Genomic DNA, 15988 nt, shown 5'->3' on the forward strand with positions numbered 1-15988 from the left:
CGATGCGCCGCCGGATCCTGTTGCTCTCGGTCGGCATGACCACGCTGGTCGTGCTGGCGTTCGCCGTACCGCTGATCATCCTGTTGCGTACTTCGACGGCTAACGAGGCTAAGGACCAGGCGCGGTACCGGGCTGAGGCTGCCGCGTACTACGTCGGCGACGCGAACCACACGGCCGACGACATCACGGCGTACATCGACGGCCTGACCAACAACGGCCCGGGGACGATCTCGGTCCGGCTGCCGGACGGCACGACGCTCGGCAAACCCCCACCCGGCGGGGTCCCGGCGCCGAAGCCGCTGCCCGCCGGCTACAACGACGGCGATGACGACGGCCGGAGGGGACCGCCGACGGTCGGCGACGCCGACTACCGCGAGGTCGGCGGCGGGATGGCGGTCGACGTCGCCGTCGGCACCCCGGCCGGCCCGGCGTCGGTCTGCCTCTTCCTGACCGCCGACGAGTTGTACGCCGGCCTCGTCCCACGGGTGCTGATCCTGATCGGTGTCAGCCTGCTCGTCCTGCTGCTCAGCATCGTCGGCGCCGAACTCGTCTCCCGCCGGCTGGCCCGCCCCTTGGAGGAGACGGCCGGTACGGCGGAACGCCTGGCCAAGGGGGACATGGAGGCCCGCGCCCCGACGACCGGTCCGGCCGAGGTGGCGAAGGTCGGCGCCGCACTCAATCGTCTCGCCGACCGCATCGACGAGGTGATCGCGGTCGAACGCGAAGCCGTCGCCGACCTGTCCCATCGACTCCGTACGCCGTTGACCGCGCTCCGGCTGCAGGTCGAGGCCTTGCCGGACCGGGAGAGCGCCGAGGAACTCAACACCCAGGTGACCAGCCTGGAACGCACGCTCACCGCGGTGATCAGCGCAGCCCGCCGACCGCAGCGTGAGGGGCGGGTCCCGCACTGCGACGCCGTCGAGGTCACTCGCAGCCGCGCCGCCTTCTGGGAACCACTCTTCGAGGACCAGGGCCGGGAGCTCTCCCTCGACCTCCCGACCCCACCCGCGATGGTCCGCTCGTCGGCCGAGGATCTCGCCGCCGCACTCGACGCGCTGGTCGAGAACGTCGTCGCCCACACGCCCGACGGCACCCCGGCCCGGATCACGCTCACTCGCGAACAGAACGGCGTACGGATCGTTGTCGCGGACAAGGGCCCAGGCATCCCGCTCGGCGCGGGGGAGCGCGGCCGCAGCGACCGCGGCTCCACCGGCCTCGGCCTCGACATCGCCCGCCGCTGCGCCGAAGCCGCCGGCGGTGACCTCACCATCCACCGCAACGAGGTGGTGCTGACCCTCGCCACGCCCTAAGGCGTGTCTCCTAAGGCCGTGTCTGCGCGGTCACGACCGCGAGCGCTCGCTGCAGGTGTGGCGCTTCGTCGTCGGCCCGGGTCGCGGCGGCCAGGTCGACGGTGGCCTTACCGACGAGCGGGCGATACGTCACCCCGGGCACCATCAGTTCCGCCACGGGCGCGGGCACGACGGCGATCCCGAGCCCGGCCGCCACGAACGTGACCAGCGTCGACGTCTCCGCGACCTCGTGCCGCACCCGTGGCTCGAACCCCGCCTCCCGGCAGCGCGCGACCACGGTGTCGTGCATCACCGACCGCCCACCGCCGGCATGGATCACGAAGTCCTCGCCGGCCAGCTGCTTCAACCGCAGGCGTGCCCGCGCGGCCAGCCGATGCCCGTCGGGGAGTGCGACGATGAGCCGATCCGCGCGCAGGACCTCGAGCCGCAACGAATCCTCGTCGACCGGCGGACGCAGCAGTCCGAGATCGATCCGCCCGTCGAGCAGCGCGCCGACCTGATCGGGCGCGAGCATCTCGCCCTGGACCGAGACCTCGACGTCGGGCAACTCGTCGCGCAACGTGCGGACGAGCTGCGGAAGCAGGCTGTACGTCGCCGAGCCGACGCACCCGATCACCAGTCGCCCCTGGAGTCCGGCCGCCACCCGCTGCGCCTCGCCCGCGGCCGACGAGACCGCCGCGATGATCTGCCGGGCCCGGACCAGGTAGGCCTCACCGGCGGCGGTCAGCTCGACGCGTCGCGTCGTACGGCGGAGGAGCTGCAGGCCGAGCTCGGACTCCAGTTGGCGGATCTGCTGGGACAACGGCGGCTGGGCCATGTGCAGACGGGCCGCCGCACGGCCGAAGTGCCGCTCCTCGGCGACGGCGACGAAGTACCGCAGATGACGCAGCTCCACGTCATTCATACTCGCAGAGTCTCGATCGAGCGCAAATGAGTATTTCTCCATATCGGTCATACCGACCTACCGTCGAAGGCATGAGCGACGTGGTGATCTGTGAGCCGATCCGTACTCCGGTGGGTCGCTTCGGCGGCGCGCTGTCCGCGCTGTCCGCGGCCGACCTGGCCACCGCTGCGCTCACCGAACTGGTACGGCGAACCGGTCTGCGCGAAGGTGATGTCGACGACGTCGTCCTGGGGCAGTGCTATCCGAACGGGGAAGCTCCGGCGATCGGCCGGATCGCCGCGCTCGACTCGGGACTGGGGATCTCGGTGCCCGGTCGCCAGGTCGATCGCCGATGCGGCTCCGGTCTGCAGGCGGTGCTGGACGCGGCCGGCACGGTCGCGACCGGTGCGGCGAGGCTGATTGTTGCCGGAGGCACCGAATCCATGTCGCAGGTCGAGCACTACGCGCTCGGGCTGCGGACGGGTGTTCGCGGTGGCGTCGAACTGATGGACCGCCTGGTCCGTGCCCGGGAGACCGCAGGTGGGAAGCATCATCCGGTCCCGGGCGGGATGGTCGAGACGGCGGAGAACGTCCGGCGCCGGTACGGCATCTCGCGCGCGGAGCAGGACGAGTTCGCCCTGCGATCTCACCAGCGAGCCGTTGCTGCTCAGACGAACGGCAGGTTCACCGGCGAACTCGTCCCGCTGGAGGTGCCCGGACGGCGTGGCGCCACCACACTTGTGGCCGTTGACGAGCACCCCCGCCCCGACACCACGCTCGAGGGGCTCGCGGCGCTGCGGCCGGTCCGCCTGGCCGTCGACGATCAGGCGACCGTCACGGCCGGCAACTCGAGCGGTCAGAACGACGGCGCAGCCGTCTGCGTGGTCACGACGCGCGACGAAGCCGAGCGCCGCGGTCTCCGCCCGCTGCTCGCACTTCGCTCGTGGGCGGTCGCCGGTGTCGGCCCCGAGGTGATGGGCATCGGACCCGTCCCCGCCACCGCCGCGGCCCTCGACCGAGCCGGCCTCACCCTCGACGACCTCGACCTGATCGAACTCAACGAGGCCTTCGCTGCCCAGGTCCTCGCCTGCCTGCGCGAGTGGAAGGCCGATCCGGACGACGAGCGCCTCAACTCGAACGGTTCCGGCATCTCGCTCGGTCATCCACTCGGCGCGACCGGCGCGCGCATCCTGGCCACGCTGGCCCACGAACTGCACCGGCGCGGCGGACGCTACGCCCTGGAGACCCTTTGCATTGGCGGCGGCCAGGGCATCGCCGCAGTCTTCGAGGCAGTCAGATGACCGCGATCGCTCACCGTCAGGAGAACGCATGAGTGTCGACAAGGTCGTCGCGACGCCCGCCGACGCGGTCGCCGACATCGCCGATGGGACCAGCCTGGCGGTCGGCGGCTTCGGGCTGGCCGGCATCCCGTGGTTCCTGATCGAGGCGCTGCTCGACCAGGGCGCCGGTGATCTGACCGTGGTGTCGAACAACTGCGGGGTCGACGGCGCCGGCCTCGGCCTGCTGCTGCAACGAGGCCGGATCAGCCGCGTGATCGCGTCGTACGTCGGGGAGAACAAGGAGTTCGCCCGTCAGTACCTGGCCGGGGAACTGCACGTCGAGCTGACACCGCAGGGCACCCTGGCCGAGCGGCTGCGGGCCGGCGGGGCGGGCATCGGCGCGTTCTTCACCCCGACCGGCGTCGGCACGGTCGTCGCCGAGGGTGGACTGCCCTGGCGCTACGGCCCCGACGGGACCGTGGCCGTGGCGTCGCCGGCCAAGGAGGTCCGGACGATCGACGGTCGCGAGATGGTCCTCGAGGAGGCGATCGTCACCGATGTCGCGCTGGTCCGGGCCGCGGTCGCCGACCGGGCCGGCAACTGCGTGTTCCACGCGGCCGCGCGCAACTTCAACCCGGTGGCGGCGATGGCCGGCCGGCTGACGATCGTCGAAGCCGAGCAGGTCGTCGACGTCGGCGTACTCGACCCGGACGCGATCCACCTGCCCGGTGTCTTCGTCCAACGCGTCGTACCGCTCACTCCGGAACAGGCCGCGCGCAAGAGCATCGAGAAGCGCACGACCCGGCCGCGGTCCAAGGCCTGACCTGCCCTGAGCTTCGCGATTTAACTTGATTGACCGTCGGTCAGGTGGGTGTGAGACTCCGTGTCGTGTCCGAGGTCGCGAAGCTGCATGACGACGAGGTGGACATCGACGCTTCGTTGGTGGCGCGCCTGCTGGCCGAGCAGTTCCCGCAGTGGGCCGGTGCTCCGGTTCAGGTCGTCGCATCGTCGGGCACCGACAACGTGACGTTCCGGGTGGGTGCTGACCTGGCTGTCCGGCTGCCTCGTACCGAGTCGGCGCAGGGTCAGGTGGAGAAGGACCTGACCTGGATGCCGCGGCTGTCCCCGCACCTTCCCCTGGCGGTGCCCGAGCCGCTGGCGCTCGGTGTGCCTGGTGCGGGCTATCCCTTCAGCCGGGGCGTGTATCGGTGGCTGGAGGGCGAGCCCTTCCAGCTGGATCAGCTCCCCGACCCGATGAGCGCGGCGCGCGAACTCGCCGAGTTCGTTCACTGTCTGCAGACGGTCGACACGACCGGGGCTCCGGTTCCGCCGGACGACCCGTTCAGCCGGGGTACGCCGCTGGCGCCGCGGGACACGCTCTTCCGCGAGGCACTGGAGGAGTTGCGCGACGAGTTCGATACCGGACTCGTGCTTTCCGCGTGGGAGGCGTCGCTGGCCGCGGACACCTACGATGGTCCACCCAGGTGGATCCACGGCGATCTCATGCCGGGCAACGTACTGGTTGCCGACGGCAAGCTGTCCGCGGTCATCGACTTCGGTACGGCGCGGGCTGCCGACCCAGCGGGTGATCTCTTCGCGGCGTGGTACTTGTTCGAGGGCGACTCACAACAGGCGTTCCGGGACGCGATGGATGTCGACGACGACACCTGGGCCCGAGCCCGCGGCTGGGTCCTGTCCCTGGTCATGATCGCGATCCCTTACTACCGGACCCGCGATCCCGCCAGGGTGCGCGATGCCCAGCCCTTCATCGCCGAGATCCTCGCCGACTTCGCTGCGGAGCATTGACCCACGTTCAGGTCATGATGCCGGTTCGGTCGCCGTACGGCGTGGCAGACAAAGCTGCGCGGCGAGCAACCCGGCCGCACCGACCAGGACCCACAGCGCCCAGGGGCCGATCGCGTACACGGCGCCGCCGATGAGCGGTCCGGCGCCCGTGCCGATCGTGTACGCGACGCCGTACAGGCCCTGGTAGCGCCCCGCCATCCGAGGCGGAGCCAGACTTCCCAGGTAGGCGGCCGCGACGGAGCTGGACATCATCTCGCCGAGCGTCCAGATCAGCACCGTCGCCGACAGCAGGACCATGCCGTTCATGAACCCGGTCAGCGCGAGACCGGCACCGATCAGCAGGTTGCCGATGGCAAGTACGTACTCCGGCCGGTACCGGGAGACCACGCCGGTGGTGGGCAGCTCCAGCACCAGCACCACCAGACCGTTGAGCCCGATGAGGAGACCGAAGTCGCGCGCGCTCAGACCGACGTCGCTGACGTGCAGGGGCAGGCCGACGGTGGACTGGATGTAGACGAACTCGCCGACCAGGGTCATCACCAGGAATCGCACCAGGGCGCGATCGGCGAGCGCCTGCCGGTACCCCACCGTCTGGTCCGCCTGTTCTTCCGCATCGTCCTGGTCGGACAGCGGGTGGGGCGCATCCCGGAGCAGCACCGCCACGACCACGCCGAACAGCAGGCATGCGGCGGCGTTGCCCAGGAAGAGCTCCGCATAGGAGGTGCTGGCCAGCACACCGCCGATGACGCCGCCCAGGGCGGCGCCGATGTTCATCGCGAACCGGAACACCGCGAAGGCGGCGAGCCGTTGCTGGTTGGTCGAAACGGAGTCGAGCAGCACCGCGGCCGCGGCCGGCCGGTAGATCTGCGACGTCACGCCGATGAGACCGACCACCGCGACGATGGCCGATAGTGGTCCGAGGGACGGCACGATCGCCGTCAGCCCGGCCGTGGGTACGGCGGACAGCACGATGGTCCACCGCCGGCCGATCCGGTCGGCGAGGTAACCGCCGACGGCGTTGCCGAGCACGTTGCCCAGACCGGACACGCCCAGCACCAACCCCGCGGCGCCGGCGGAATAGCCGCGCTCGGTCAGGTAAAGCACGATGAACACGGGCAGGAAGTTGCCGACCCGGTTGACGAGGATGCCGAGGCTGATGATCCACACCCGGCCGGGCAGGCTGCGCAGCGCGTCGCGGAATCGCGGCTCGCCGACGTCCGACCGGTCCGGCGGCGCGGTGCTCACGCGATGGGCTCGGTGCGCACGTGGATCGCCGCGGCCAGCCGCCTGCCATGGGCGATCGCTTCGGTGGCGGTTGCACCGCGGGCGACGACGTGACCGACCTTGTCCTCGTTCCAGGTCAGCGGCGGTACTACGTCACCCGGCCCCACCTTCAACTGCAGGTCGACGAACGCCGGGTCCGCGCGTACGGCGTCGACGCCGGTCACCTCCACGACCCGTCCGGGCTCCGGCGTGAGGAACCGGACGGCCGCCCCGCCTCGAGCATCGGGCGACGTGGTCAGTGGCTCCACGAGGCCGAACCCGGCGCCCAGCGCGTAGCGCTCCATGTCGACGCCGTAGGCGATCTCGGCCAAGTCGTTGATCCGGTCGCCGCCGATGCGGTTGTGTGACTCGACGATCCGCGGGCCGCGCGAGGTCAGCTTAACCTCGGTGTGCCCGGGGCCGTTGCGCAGTCCCACGGCGTCGAGGAACTCCGTCACCAACTGGGTGACCTCGCGCAGCGTCTCGGCCGAGCAGGCGCTGGGCTGCGAGTGCCCGATCTCGACGAAACCAGCGCCGCCGACCTCCTTGTCCGTCACCGCGACGACCACGTGCCGGCCGTCGAAGGACAGGGTTTCGACGCTGATCTCCGGGCCGTCCAGGAACTCCTCCATGAGGAACTCGTCGAAGGATTCGGCGTCGGACAGGTCCCCGGTGACCCAGTGCCCGTCGTCGAGGGATCGGTACCGTTCGGCGACCACGTCCACCTCGGCCCGGTCGCGGACGGGAAACACTCCGAGGCTGCCCGATTCGCGGATCGGCTTCACGATGATCGGGAGCCCGTGCGCGTCGACGAACTCCCGAACGTCCCGCCCGGACCGGCCGACCGCCGAGGCCACCGGGCTGATGCCCCTCGCGGCCAGGTGCCGGCGCATCCGCCACTTGTCCAGCAGGAGTTCCACGGTGGCGACGGACTCGCCGCCGAGGCCGAGCGCCTCGTTGATCCGCGCCGCCGGCAGCAGTCCGAGTTCGAACAACGACACGGCCGCCTGGAACGGGTACGCCTCGTGCAACGCGCGGACCAGTGGCAGGAGCCGGTCGATGTCGCCGTAATCGAGTAGCAGCGCCTGATCGACGTACGGCGAATGCTCGAACGCGTCCGGGAACTGGACGAGAACCACCTCCAGTCCGAGCTCCCGAGCCTTTCGCAGTTGTGCGAGCTTGCCGCCAACAAGCAGAACGCGAGGCCGTCCGGTGCTGACCATCTACTTCCTTCCGCTACGGGTCTACCTGCCGATGTCCCCGAATCTGCTGGTCTGAGGTAGGCCCACACATCGGAAGTCCTCCCTATCCGCGCTCGTCAGCAGGTCCCTAGGGAGTCCGGGGAACGGCTCATGGCGCATGGTGGGGACATGGATCTTCACTTGAGTGGTAAGACGGCACTCGTCACCGGTGCGAGCAAGGGCATCGGATTGGCGACGACACGTGCTCTCCTGGCCGAGGGCGCCAAAGTCGTCGCGGCTGCCCGGACCGTCGACGGAGAGCTCGGCGCGTTACCGGTCGAGGCCGTTGCCGTCGACCTGAGTACGGCGGAGGGCCCGGGACGTCTCGTGGACGAGGCGATCTCGCGGGTAGGCGGTTTCGACATCCTGGTGAACAACGTCGGCGCGGTTCGGCCACGGCCGGCCGGAGTCACCTCGGTGACCGATGCGGACTGGCTAGAGACGCTGACTCTCGACCTGCTGTCAGCGGTCCGGACGACCCGGGCCGCAGTACCCGTCCTGGTCGAGCGGGCGGGCGCCATCGTCACCGTGTGCTCGGTGAACGCGACGCTTCCGGATCCTCTGGTGATCGACTACAGCGCTGCGAAGGCCGCCTCGCTGAGCTTCTTCAAGTCGTTGTCCAAGGAGCTCGCGCCACGCGGCGTCCGCGTGAACACGGTCAGCCCCGGCCCGGTGGCGACGGATCTGTGGCTGGGCACGGGAGGCGTCGCGGAGACCGTCGGCGGTGCGGTCGGTGCCCAGCCGGGCGACGTCGCGGCTCAGGCGGCGGCCGCGTCCCCCTCGGGTCGGTTCACGCGGCCCGAGGAGGTCGCCGACGTGGTGGTGTTCCTGGCCAGCGATCGCGCCGGCAATCTCATCGGCGCCGACATCATCATCGACGGCGGTCTGACACCCACCATCTGAGGCGTGCGTTCGTTACCGGACGGGCCAGGTTGCCTCGGTGACCTGGCCGCCGAGTACGTCGACGGTGAGGCGGACGGGTCCGTCCGGCAGGACGTAGAGGTCGTAACGGCCCGTGGGGACGTCGGCGAAGACTGCCGAATGGACGAGTTGTCCGTCGGGGGATGACCGGGGAACCACCGCCACGTGCGGAAGACGATGGCCCCCGTGCGCGCGCCCGTGTCCGTGTCCATGGCCGTGGGTGCGCTCTTCGTCTTCGTGTGCGGGTGGTGGATCCCCGGCCGGGCGGCGTTCGATCTCGGCGTCGTCCAGGTCGGCAGGGGTGGTGACGACGATCGCGCCGACGCCGTCGCCGATATCGAGCAGGACCGAGGAACCCTTGCCGGCGTGGGGATTCTCCTCGGCGTTCGTCAGTGGCCTGGTCATGACACTGCGGGCAGGCCCGGCTTGGACGAATAGCCGCCGGCCGGAGTACCGAGGTACGGGAACCAGTTGAGGTAGTCGGAGTTCGTGTTCGACGTACCGTCCTTGATCGCCCCGGCCGCGTCGTCGGGCTTGAAGGCGGGATCGACCAGCGGAATCGTGAGGCCGGCGATCGCGCGGAGTTCGACGGTGACGACGTCGTCGAAGACCCGACGCCCGTTCGGGAAGCCGGCGGCGTCGCCTGCGACCAGGCCCAGCGGATTCGGCTTCTTCGCCGGCGGTACGGCGACGTTCAGCCGCAGCATGTCGGCTTGGACCGTGCCGGTGAAGTTCTGGAAGCCGGGTACGACGCCCTTCGGAATACCGGTCAGCAGGATCGCGGCCAGATCGGCCCGGGCCTTCTTGTACGCAGCCAGACGTGGGAACACGCCCGGATAGAGGACCGGCAGCAGTCCCGCGAGCTCGGGCTGGGTGACGAACTGCGCGAAGGCCTTGTCGTCCTTGGGCGCGCGGCTGTTCCACCGGTCCTTCTCCGCCATCGGCACGATGACCTCGTTGAACAGTGGGTTGCCCAACCGGGAGACCTGCCTGAAGGGGCCGTGCCAGATCGGGGCGCCACTCAGGTCGTCGAGGATCCGGGACTCCTGGCGGCTCGCGCTGGCGTAGACGCCGATGACGGACTTCGGATCCAGCACGTCCTTAGGAGTCTTGCCGTCGCGGGTCAGGTCGCTGATCGGGACCTGGAGCGCGATCGTGTGCACGTTGGATCCCTGCAGCCCGTTGACGCCCATCGCGGCCGCGGACGGGATCAGGTGGGCCATCTGGAACGGCCGCAGCGTGCCGAGGTCGAAGATGCTGCCCAGGTCGGCGAAGAACCCGTCGGCGCGCTGCCCGGCGAACACCTGGCGATTGCGGCCGATGGTGTGGATCGCCGACCGCGCCAGCTTGGCGTAGTTCGGCGTACTGCGGACTCCGACGTTGACCGGGGGAGCGGCCAGGTCACGCGCGAGGATCCGGGCCTGGCCGTTCTCGACGCGGGTGACCGAGTAGAACTGCGGACGGTTCCAGTTCGGGTCCGTGAGCGAGGTGATCGGGCCGGTGTTGTACAGGAACGTCTTCTTGTTCCGGATCTTGGCCTGGAAGCGGAACTGGTAGCTGATGTCGGCGCGGCCGGTGCCGCTGTTGGAGATGTGCAGCTGGTAGAGCACGTCGTCGCCGAACTCGTAGAAGTTCGGGCCGCCGTACGGGAGCTGGAACGGGATGAAGTTGGCGATGATCGTGACCGTGTCCGGTTTGTCCGGGGACACGAACGCGTACACGTCGGTGTTGTCGGCGACCGGATCCTTCGAGATCTCCGGCGCTTCGCGGTGCGAAGACATGACAGATTCCTTCCTCAGGCTGTGGTCTTGCCGGCCAGGCGCGCGGCCAGCTCGCGATCTGTGATCAGGACCTCGCGCTGGCCGACCAGGATCGCCAGCTGCCCTTTCTTCACGTTCTTGACGTGGACGACGAACGACTCGGCGCTGGCCAGGTCGGCCGGCTGCAGCGGCTTCGCGGCATCCGTGGACTGCGCACCGAAGATCTGGGGTGCGGCGATCGCACCGGCCGCACCGACCGCGGCCGCGGTTCCGGCGCCTGCGAACACCAGGAACCCGCGGCGTGTGGTGTCACTCATGACTCCTCCTCCTTGTCCGGTGACCACCGGCGACCGCCGGTCGTCGAGTGTCCTTCGACGCGGTCCGCCGCCTGGATAGGCCTGGAAGGAGAACGCGATTCGCTGCGAACCCTGACCGCCCTATGGCTGGGGCATGAAGCGAGCGTTTGTGTGGGTGCTGTCCTGTGTCGGCTTCGCCATGGTGCTGTGGCTGTTGCTGGCTCCGCCTGACTCCGGGTACGAGCGCACCGAGTGCCATTCGGTTCTGGGCACGAACACGCTGCCGGTCCGCGGGCTGGTCGACGAGGGCGCGGCGCGAAACTGCGCCACGCGGCAGACGACGCGGGTCGGTTGGGCCGTGCTTATCGGCCTGCCGACCGCCGTACTGACCTCGACCGCCGCGACCAGCCGGCGGCCCTAGACCGGCAACCTGGCCCAGCGCCCGGTCATTGGGTGGCGGACTCGAGGGAGAGGCTGATGCCGTCGGTTTCCTCGTGGACGTAGACGTCGAGGCGCGTCCCGTCGTCGATCGAGACGCTACCGCGGCCGGTGGCGTTTGTGACCTGCTCGGTGCCGGTCTCGTCGTACCAGCGCATCACGGCATCGACCACGTAGCTGTAGTTCCCGGCCCTCGTCGCAGTGACCCGCTGACTCACCACGGGCTGCTCGCGGGTCGCGTGCAAGGTGGCGACTCGCGACCCTTCGAGAGTGATCACGATGACCTCTTCCTCCGCACCGTCCGTGAGCTGGTCGGAGACCGTGAGGTTGATCCCCTCGGCCTGCGGAGGCGGTGTGGTCGATGGGGGTGATGTGTACGGCTGACTGGTGGTCGGCACCACAGTCGGCGAGAAGTTCGAATTGCCACTGTCCTGACCCGGCAGGCCCGTTGCGACGAGGATCGGCACGACGGTGACAATCAGCCCGGTCAGGGCTGTCAGGGCCTGGCCCAGCGTGCCGATGCGGCTCCACCAGCTCTCGTGGTCCGGGGTCTCCGGCGTCTCCGGCCGCATTCCGTTGGATGTGCTCATCGCTCCTCCTAGCGCATTTCCGCTTTCTTCTGGGCAGAGCACTGACACACGATTGAAATACCTTTCGACGGCTGTCGAGAAGAGGCGCATCGCTCAAACGCATGTTTGTCCGCTGAGGAGCAGGTATCAGTACCGGCACCGAGGACTCTTATCCGCATCACGTCGATCGGAAGGAGGTTCGAGATGTCTGTGCCGAGGCGCGAATGCGCTGCGAAAACCGGGGATCGATCGAACTTCGCCGCCGCTGGCGGTCCGCGTCCTTTCACCATCCATTCAGGCTCGCCAGGTCGCGCGAAGTGCGTCCGGAGTTCGGGCTGTGGACTGCACCGAAATTGTCGGCGAGAATGCCGAAGAGGGCGGTCGGCCGACTCCGACACAACGGTCGCGCACCTTTCGCCGAGGCGGTGTCAAAGTCTCGCCCGAAAGGCTGGCGACAGTCCGGAGAGACATGCAATGGACCAGCAACAGCATCTCGACAATCTCGAGCTCGTCGAAAAAGTGCGATCCGCCGATCCGGCGGCCTGGGGGACGCTGACGGATCGCTACACGAACCTGCTGTGGTTCATCGCCCGCGGGATGCGGCTGAACCAGCAGGACGCGGCCGACGCCATCCAGACGACCTGGCTTCGCCTGGTGGAACGCATCGACACCGTCCGGCAGCCGGAGAGCATCGGAAGCTGGCTGGCCACGACCATGCGGCGCGAATGTCTGGCCGCGTTACGGCGCCGGTCCAAATTGGTTGTCTCGGAGACGTGGGACGACCTCCCGGACGATGCCGACCCGCTGGATGACGCGCTGCTGCAACGGGAGCAGGATTCGGCGTTGTGGCGGGCGTTCCGGTCTTTGAAGCCTCGCTGTCAGACCCTATTGCGAGTGTTGATGGCAGATCCGCCGCCCAGCTATGTGGAGGTCGCGTCAGCGCTGGACATGCCGGTCGGGAGTATCGGACCGACCCGCCAGCGTTGCCTGGCGGCGCTGCGGGCGATCATGTCGTCCGGCCCGTATCCGTTCGAGTCCACGGTCACGGAGCCTGGCGGAGGACTGGCATGAGCACCGACCGTGAGGACGACGCACTGCTCGAGATGTTGAGCCAGGTCGCAGCGGAGGCCGACCCCTTGCCCGAAGACGTCACGGCTGCCGCGCGGGAAGCGATCAGGATGCACGATCTCGACGGGCAGTTGGCTGAGCTGATCGCCGACTCCGCGAGTACTGCCGCGGACCTCGAGTACGAAACGGTACGGCGCGCAACTGCGGGCATCACCGCAGATCGCCTGCTGTCGTTCGAAGGCGGTGGCGTCCGGGTCGAGTTGGAGATCGCGCCGGGCGACGACGGGCTGACTGTCATCGGCCAGTTGGTCGGCGCTTCGCCGGTGGCCTGTGACGTCGAATGCGGCGACGGCCGCCGTGAGACGGTGCAACTGGATGAGCTGGGGCGCTTCATCCTCGATCGGAGGCAAGGTGGCCCGGTGCGGATCCGGTGCCGGTCCGTCAGCGGGCGTTCGGTCATCACGTCATGGGTCAACCTGTGACGCCCTCATCGGCCGAGGGCCACGAACGACAGCGCGGTCGCAACCGCGACAGGGTCGTCGTCGACGCCGGCGCGGGCCTCTTGGAGCGCGGTGCCGAACGAGGCTCGATCACGCAGTCGCCGGTGGAAGTCGACCATCAGCGACGCGGTGGTGATGTCGTTGACCGGTACGACGCTGGCCAGGAGGCTGGCCGTACCGAGCGGGACGAGGGCGGACACCGCACCGAGGAGCTCGTCCGCACCGATCGGAGCTGCAACGCCGGACTCGCAACTGGACAGCACGAGTCGCAGCGGCGCCCGGCGAAGCCTGCCGAGGTCGTAGAGAGTCAGCGGGCCGTCGTCCAGAGCCATCGCGGAGAACAACGGGTTGTCGCGGCGGAAGAGCCCGTGGGCAGCGATGTGTGCGATCCAGGCGCCGTCCATTGCGGCAAGGGTGTTCTCGGCGGTCGCTTGACCGTCGGTGAGGACGACTGCGTCTGGGTAGCCGCTGCGGATCTGCTGCATCTCGTCCTTACCGCCTTCGAGATCAGGTCCGACGACCAGTGCGACCCGGCGGTGCCGCGGTGCCGGGAGGCGGCCGGCCCGCAACCACATCGACGCCGAAGGCGCGACCACAACCGGGACAGATCTCAACACCGGCAGCATCGCCCAGGGCACCGCGTGCAACGCCGCCGGCGGCACGATCAGGGCCGGGGCGCCGTCGAGATCGGCAGCGGCCGGTCCCAGCAGAGCCTGCTGCAAGCGGAGGCCGGCCGTAGCGAGTCCCTCGAGAGCCCCGGCCGACGCTCGGCCGTGGGCGAGCCTGCGCAGCTGGAACAGCGCCAGGTCGAGTTCTCGGATAGCGGCCCCGACCGGACCGATCGGATGCATGCGTACCTTCCGCCCGACGACGGTGACCGCGTACAGCAGACCGTTGACGGCAGTGATCTCGACCAGACGATGCTCTCCCAGGCCGTCGATCAGCGCGCCGACGTCGGCCGCGTCATCGCGGTGATGCGGAGCGGCCTTGGTGTTAGAGCGTCGGCCGGCGAGACGCCTGGTCCTTGCCCGGATTGCCGCTTCGAGCCGGTTCCGTTCGAGCCGAAGGCGGTCGGTATCTCCGTCCGCTCCCAGAGCGGCGTCCAAGCGTCGCGCTACGTTGCGCAGCCCCGCGAGGTCCGCCGCCAGCTCGGGATCATCCGGAGGCCGGACGGGCGTCAAGGTCAGCGCACTGGCCCGCCACCGCTCGCTCCAGCGCAACAGCATGCGCGCGTCGTTCCGTCGTACGGCGTGACGCTGCGCCAGGGCGGCAAGTTCGACGCCGTAGACCGCGGCGTGCGCACGCAACTCTGGTGCGGCCAGAGTTCGTTGGTGGTCGGTGGCTGCTTCGAGGCCGTGCCGGCAGGCGATCAGCGTCGCGGCAGTGGCGCCGCGACCCTCGGCCCGCAGCGCGTGGGCGAGCCAGCCGGCCGCATGACCGAAGGTGGGACCACGATGGCGGAAGCGGGCCGCGCGGGCGAGATGCCGGTCGGCGTCAACCGGATGCCCTTGGGCGGCGGCCAGCCGGCCGGCCAGAAGATGCGCCGACGGTGCGTCCGGGGAGTTCAGCTCGTCGAGCTGATCGGCGAGCCGCCCGGCCTTGACGCTGAGCCGATCGCCACGCTGGCCGGCGTCGTACTGCGATTGGACCGAGACGTGCAGCGCGCGGGCCAGCCAGCCGTTTCTGCCCTGCTGCCGGAACAGTTCACCGGCGGCCACAGCGCGTTCCTCGGCCAGGTCGAGCCGGCCGGCAGCCAACGCCGCCTGCGCCACGGAGAACAGCAGCTCGGCTGTCCCGGTCCCTGTGCTGTCGAGACGCAGATGGTGCTGCAGGATCTGTTCGGTCGTCGTCACGGCTTCGGTCGCGAGCCCGGCGGCGAGCAGTACGGCGCAGCGGTCGATCGCCAGACTCGGCCATTCCGTCTGCAGCGCCGCGTACCGAGCGGCCGCCTCATCGAGGAAGCCGAGCGCCGCGGGCAGATCGCCGGACTGGAAGGCCACATCCGCGCGGTTGTGCACCAGCATCGCCGACTCCAGATCCTGCCCGGTGGCTGCCGACAACCGCTCGGCCACCACCAGGTCACGGTCGGCGTGAGACGCCTGTCCGAGGGCGGCGTATACGAGAAATCGATGGGTCCGCGCGCGAGCCTCCCACACCTGATCCTGGCCGCGATGCAGCAGCGTGATGGCCTGGCGCAGGTCCGCGAGCGCTTCGTCGTACCGCCCGAGCACCCGGAGCAGATAACCACGTCGAGTCAGCACTCTCCCGGCAGCAACCCCCTTGCTGTTGCCGACCGCCTCACCCAGCGCAACAAGTCCCTCCTTCGGCCTACCCCCGAGGCCGAGCGTGAGACCCAAGGTCGCCTGGACGTCCACGGCGCGGCCAGGCTCTCCGGATCTCTTCGCCAGACTAAACGCACGGCGAAGCTCCGCGACTGCTTCGGCTTGGCGACCGGAGTCGCGCAACACGATGGCCCTGGCCTGATGAGCGATCGACGCGCTCGCCGGATCTGGCTTCCCATCGAGCAGAGCGCTGGCCGCCGCGAACGCTTCGGCCGGCCGCGACACCGCCAACGGCAGCAGACGGTCCGGACCTTCCTGACCTCTGCTGGCTGACATTCAAGGAGTCTAAGTAGGTCAAGACCAAAACGGGA

At 69.3% G+C, this 15988-nt stretch carries 16 protein-coding genes; 8 read left to right on the plus strand and 8 right to left on the minus strand.

Annotated features, from left to right (window positions below):
* The first annotated feature begins 2 nt into the window (after positions 1-2).
* A complete protein-coding gene (locus OG558_RS19350) occupies positions 3-1310 on the plus strand; it encodes a HAMP domain-containing sensor histidine kinase (protein WP_329484756.1) in 1308 nt (435 codons plus the stop codon).
* Between the two features lie 10 nt (positions 1311-1320).
* On the opposite strand, the gene OG558_RS19355 is transcribed toward OG558_RS19350, so the two are convergent.
* On the minus strand, positions 1321-2214 hold the full coding sequence (locus OG558_RS19355) for a LysR substrate-binding domain-containing protein (protein WP_405071498.1): 894 nt from the start codon (positions 2212-2214) through the stop codon (positions 1321-1323).
* Positions 2215-2285: 71 nt separating this feature from the next.
* Here OG558_RS19355 and OG558_RS19360 point away from each other — a divergent pair, with 71 nt between their 5' ends.
* The 3 genes from OG558_RS19360 (at position 2286) to OG558_RS19370 (ending at position 5279) form a co-directional block, all read left to right on the plus strand.
* The gene (locus OG558_RS19360) at positions 2286-3494 is read left to right on the plus strand and encodes an acetyl-CoA C-acetyltransferase (protein ID WP_405071499.1); all 1209 of its coding nucleotides are present in this window, start codon (positions 2286-2288) and stop codon (positions 3492-3494) included.
* A 28-nt stretch (positions 3495-3522) separates the two neighbouring features.
* Positions 3523-4296, plus strand: coding sequence for a CoA transferase subunit A (locus OG558_RS19365; protein ID WP_405071500.1), 774 nt, complete (start codon positions 3523-3525; stop codon positions 4294-4296).
* A gap of 65 nt (positions 4297-4361) precedes the next feature.
* Positions 4362-5279 (plus strand): aminoglycoside phosphotransferase family protein, encoded by a 918-nt coding sequence (locus OG558_RS19370; RefSeq protein WP_405071501.1) that lies wholly within the window; start codon positions 4362-4364, stop codon positions 5277-5279.
* Between the two features lie 12 nt (positions 5280-5291).
* Here the strand turns inward: OG558_RS19370 and OG558_RS19375 are convergent, their stop codons facing one another.
* The gene (locus OG558_RS19375) at positions 5292-6524 is read right to left on the minus strand and encodes an MDR family MFS transporter (protein ID WP_405071502.1); all 1233 of its coding nucleotides are present in this window, start codon (positions 6522-6524) and stop codon (positions 5292-5294) included.
* Positions 6521-7765 (minus strand): ATP-grasp domain-containing protein, encoded by a 1245-nt coding sequence (locus tag OG558_RS19380; protein WP_405071503.1) that lies wholly within the window; start codon positions 7763-7765, stop codon positions 6521-6523. The genes OG558_RS19375 and OG558_RS19380 overlap by 4 nt, the downstream gene beginning before the upstream one ends.
* 147 nt (positions 7766-7912) lie before the next feature.
* Between OG558_RS19380 and OG558_RS19385 the strand changes: the two genes are divergently transcribed.
* The gene (locus OG558_RS19385) at positions 7913-8686 is read left to right on the plus strand and encodes an SDR family oxidoreductase (RefSeq protein ID WP_405071504.1); all 774 of its coding nucleotides are present in this window, start codon (positions 7913-7915) and stop codon (positions 8684-8686) included.
* Positions 8687-8698: 12 nt separating this feature from the next.
* Here OG558_RS19385 and OG558_RS19390 read toward each other — a convergent pair whose 3' ends face one another.
* From OG558_RS19390 to OG558_RS19400, 3 genes are read right to left on the minus strand one after another with little or no spacing between them, the layout of a single operon-like run.
* Positions 8699-9109, minus strand: coding sequence for a hypothetical protein (locus tag OG558_RS19390; RefSeq protein WP_405071505.1), 411 nt, complete (start codon positions 9107-9109; stop codon positions 8699-8701).
* The gene (locus tag OG558_RS19395) at positions 9106-10485 is read right to left on the minus strand and encodes a DUF4331 domain-containing protein (RefSeq protein WP_405071506.1); all 1380 of its coding nucleotides are present in this window, start codon (positions 10483-10485) and stop codon (positions 9106-9108) included. The genes OG558_RS19390 and OG558_RS19395 overlap by 4 nt, the downstream gene beginning before the upstream one ends.
* A gap of 14 nt (positions 10486-10499) precedes the next feature.
* Positions 10500-10781: a hypothetical protein gene (locus tag OG558_RS19400; RefSeq protein ID WP_405071507.1), complete on the minus strand. Its 282-nt coding sequence runs from the start codon at positions 10779-10781 to the stop codon at positions 10500-10502.
* Positions 10782-10914: 133 nt separating this feature from the next.
* On the opposite strand from OG558_RS19400, the gene OG558_RS19405 reads away from it, so the two are divergent.
* A complete protein-coding gene (locus OG558_RS19405; RefSeq protein WP_405071508.1) occupies positions 10915-11181 on the plus strand; it encodes a hypothetical protein in 267 nt (88 codons plus the stop codon).
* Between the two features lie 25 nt (positions 11182-11206).
* Here OG558_RS19405 and OG558_RS19410 read toward each other — a convergent pair whose 3' ends face one another.
* Complete coding sequence (locus OG558_RS19410) at positions 11207-11788, minus strand: hypothetical protein (protein ID WP_405071509.1); 582 nt, start codon at positions 11786-11788, stop codon at positions 11207-11209.
* A 453-nt stretch (positions 11789-12241) separates the two neighbouring features.
* On the opposite strand from OG558_RS19410, the gene OG558_RS19415 reads away from it, so the two are divergent.
* Complete coding sequence (locus OG558_RS19415; RefSeq protein ID WP_405071510.1) at positions 12242-12838, plus strand: RNA polymerase sigma factor; 597 nt, start codon at positions 12242-12244, stop codon at positions 12836-12838.
* Positions 12835-13317, plus strand: a complete 483-nt coding sequence (locus OG558_RS19420) for a hypothetical protein (protein WP_405071511.1) — start codon at positions 12835-12837, stop codon at positions 13315-13317. Before OG558_RS19415 ends, OG558_RS19420 begins: the two co-directional genes overlap by 4 nt.
* Before the next feature lie 5 nt (positions 13318-13322).
* On the opposite strand, the gene OG558_RS19425 is transcribed toward OG558_RS19420, so the two are convergent.
* On the minus strand, positions 13323-15953 hold the full coding sequence (locus tag OG558_RS19425) for a CHAT domain-containing protein (RefSeq protein ID WP_405071512.1): 2631 nt from the start codon (positions 15951-15953) through the stop codon (positions 13323-13325).
* Positions 15954-15988: the final 35 nt, after the last annotated feature.

The organism is Kribbella sp. NBC_01510 (genome assembly GCF_045040325.1).
Taxonomy (GTDB): Bacteria; Actinomycetota; Actinomycetes; order Propionibacteriales; family Kribbellaceae; genus Kribbella.

Bases quoted from the DNA above. Each gene is read 5' to 3' on its own strand.
- OG558_RS19350 (WP_329484756.1), top strand. From the start codon at position 3: ATGCGCCGCCGGATCCTGTTGCTCTCGGTCGGCATGACCACGCTGGTC.
- OG558_RS19355 (WP_405071498.1), bottom strand. From the start codon at position 2,214: ATGAATGACGTGGAGCTGCGTCATCTGCGGTACTTCGTCGCCGTCGCC.
- OG558_RS19360 (WP_405071499.1), top strand. From the start codon at position 2,286: ATGAGCGACGTGGTGATCTGTGAGCCGATCCGTACTCCGGTGGGTCGC.
- OG558_RS19365 (WP_405071500.1), top strand. From the start codon at position 3,523: ATGAGTGTCGACAAGGTCGTCGCGACGCCCGCCGACGCGGTCGCCGAC.
- OG558_RS19380 (WP_405071503.1), bottom strand. From the start codon at position 7,765: ATGGTCAGCACCGGACGGCCTCGCGTTCTGCTTGTTGGCGGCAAGCTC.
- OG558_RS19385 (WP_405071504.1), top strand. From the start codon at position 7,913: ATGGATCTTCACTTGAGTGGTAAGACGGCACTCGTCACCGGTGCGAGC.
- OG558_RS19390 (WP_405071505.1), bottom strand. From the start codon at position 9,109: ATGACCAGGCCACTGACGAACGCCGAGGAGAATCCCCACGCCGGCAAG.
- OG558_RS19395 (WP_405071506.1), bottom strand. From the start codon at position 10,485: ATGTCTTCGCACCGCGAAGCGCCGGAGATCTCGAAGGATCCGGTCGCC.
- OG558_RS19400 (WP_405071507.1), bottom strand. From the start codon at position 10,781: ATGAGTGACACCACACGCCGCGGGTTCCTGGTGTTCGCAGGCGCCGGA.
- OG558_RS19405 (WP_405071508.1), top strand. From the start codon at position 10,915: ATGAAGCGAGCGTTTGTGTGGGTGCTGTCCTGTGTCGGCTTCGCCATG.
- OG558_RS19410 (WP_405071509.1), bottom strand. From the start codon at position 11,788: ATGAGCACATCCAACGGAATGCGGCCGGAGACGCCGGAGACCCCGGAC.
- OG558_RS19415 (WP_405071510.1), top strand. From the start codon at position 12,242: ATGGACCAGCAACAGCATCTCGACAATCTCGAGCTCGTCGAAAAAGTG.
- OG558_RS19420 (WP_405071511.1), top strand. From the start codon at position 12,835: ATGAGCACCGACCGTGAGGACGACGCACTGCTCGAGATGTTGAGCCAG.
- OG558_RS19425 (WP_405071512.1), bottom strand. From the start codon at position 15,953: ATGTCAGCCAGCAGAGGTCAGGAAGGTCCGGACCGTCTGCTGCCGTTG.